Raw genomic sequence first — 2,361 nt, 5'->3', positions numbered from 1 at the left:
TTGCTTTATTCCAATTGCTTTATTGACGTTGAGCCTCGGAACCCTTAACAATCCCAAAACTTGTCGAATGGTCGGCTTAATAGCTCACGCTATGCCGACATTCGTCTACAAGTTTAGTTAAGGGTTCTTCTCAACGATCAATAAATTTTCTCGGCATAAAAGCGTGTTATAATTTAATTAACGTTCTGTTTTGTTTTCACTGTTCACTTCCAAAAATAAAAAAAGCCACCAAATTTTATTGGTGGCTTTTTTTATTTTGTTAAATCTTAAATGCCCTTAATTTTAATTCTAAAGGGGTATTTTAAAGTTTTAAGTGTAAATCATATAGTTTTATACCTAAAAACATACATAAGCTCTTAAAACGCAAATATGAGCCAAATAAAAGCATGTTATAACACTACATTTTTATTAACCAAAACGATACAACTTAACTACATTTAAATCGTAAATCACTTGTAAGCTTTTTGTACCTTAAATGTAGCCTTTTCTGTATTTACTCTTAGCTTGTAGAAATCGGACACGTTCAACAATTTTAAAATCAACCTAATATCGTTGTAACTTATCAGTATTAGTTTCAATACTGCCCATCTACATGCAAATTAATTTGCATACATTTTTTATAGTTCCCACAGAGGCAGGCGACCATATATTTAACAATAAAAAAGTGTCAGTCTAAGACCAACACTTTATGTTTCTTCTTCAATTTCATCAATCATTTGATGATTTAATTCTCTTTTTTCTTGTTCTGTTAAATCATACAATTCACTCGCTAAATATTCTTTTTGTTTCCAAATATAAAAAATTTGATAGATATATTCAGTTGGATCAATCTCTTTTAAATAATCTAAATCGCCATTTTTTAATAACTTTCTCGCCTCTTTAAATAATCCCGAATACACTAATACCTGCTTACCTTTTAAAGAACGATAATACGCGTCGAATACTTTTTGATTACTTAAATAATCACTATCTTTACCAGAATATTTAGCCATTTCATAAAGTTCTTTGTCATTATTAGCCTTAACTTTCTCGACATGAACTTGTGTAATTTCTGGCATTCCCGTCACATCTCGCCATAAATTCAACCATTCTTTTTGGCTAATATAAGATTTAGTATCTTTGAAATAAGATTTGTTAACCGCAATTAAAACGTGAAAATGTGGGTTATAATCATCCCGCTCTTTGTTGTATGTAATTTCTAATTTTCTTACATAACCCTTAACAACCTTTTTAAATTTTGTTCGATTACTTAATCGTCTAAATGATTGATTATAATGCTTAATCTCATTTTCTAATTTATTTTTAGACACATTAGGCGTCGTTAAAGTTAAAAATATAAATTCTTTTTCATGTTCTTTTTGTACATACTGCATCATCAAAGATAAACCCAACGCATCTTTTCTCGCTTTACGCCATGCACAAACCGGACAAAAACGATTTTTACATGAATTTGCTTTATATAATTTATTTTTTTCTAACGACTTATCTGTCACAAAAGACAAAAAGGTATTACATTCCCGTACCAATGTCATTTGATTTTCCCCCACATGTCGCTTTATAAATTTCTGAAATACTTGATTTCTTCGTTTCTTCTCAGTATACTTATCCATGTTATATAACTTAAAAAACAACTTAGTTTTCACAAACTATGACAATAAAAAAAGTTGCTTTTTCTCCTTTCTCATAATGTTTTTAGACTAGACACCTAAAACACTACATGAGTATGCTAAAAAAAGCAACTTTTTTTGTGTTTCAACCCAGATATACCAACACTTTAAGGGTAACTATTCTACTCTGTAATAGTTACCCTTATTATCAAGACAAGAAGAAACTCGTTTTCAACTCGTTTCAAATTCCTAAATTAGGAGGGATAAAATGAAAATTAATAATGTAACAGAAAAGGATTTATTTTATATTTTAGACTTATTTGAAAAAATGGAAGTAACTTATTGGTTAGATGGAGGTTGGGGTGTAGATGTATTAACTGGAAAACAACAAAGAGAACACAGAGATATAGATATAGATTTTGACGCCCAACACACTCAAAAAGTTATACAAAAATTAGAAGATATAGGATATAAAATAGAAGTTGATTGGATGCCTTCACGCATGGAACTTAAACATAAAAAATATGGATATTTAGATATTCATCCCATAAATTTAAATGATGATGGTTCCATTACTCAAGCAAATCCAGAAGGTGGCAATTACGTTTTTCAAAATGAATGGTTTTCAGAAACTAATTATAAAGGTCGAAAAATACCATGTATTTCAAAAGAAGCTCAGCTTCTTTTTCATTCTGGTTATGACTTAACAGAAAAAGACCATTTTGATATAAAAAATTTAAAATCAATAACATAA

General features: G+C 29.3%; 2 protein-coding genes. One reads left to right on the top strand and one right to left on the bottom strand.

All coding sequences use genetic code 11. From position 1 onward, the window contains the following. Nucleotides 1–686 precede the first annotated feature (686 nt). Nucleotides 687–1,610, bottom strand: a complete 924-nt coding sequence (locus PYW44_RS13325) for a protein rep (RefSeq protein WP_011428876.1) — start codon at nucleotides 1,608–1,610, stop codon at nucleotides 687–689. A 265-nt stretch (nucleotides 1,611–1,875) separates the two neighbouring features. Between PYW44_RS13325 and lnu(A) the strand changes: the two genes are divergently transcribed. Beyond that, on the top strand, nucleotides 1,876–2,361 hold the full coding sequence (lnu(A), locus tag PYW44_RS13320; RefSeq protein ID WP_000700648.1) for a lincosamide nucleotidyltransferase Lnu(A): 486 nt from the start codon (nucleotides 1,876–1,878) through the stop codon (nucleotides 2,359–2,361).

It is taken from the genome of Staphylococcus equorum, from assembly GCF_029024965.1.
Lineage (GTDB): Bacteria > Bacillota > Bacilli > Staphylococcales > Staphylococcaceae > Staphylococcus > Staphylococcus equorum.
This window is presented reverse-complemented; position numbering and strand designations above follow the sequence as displayed.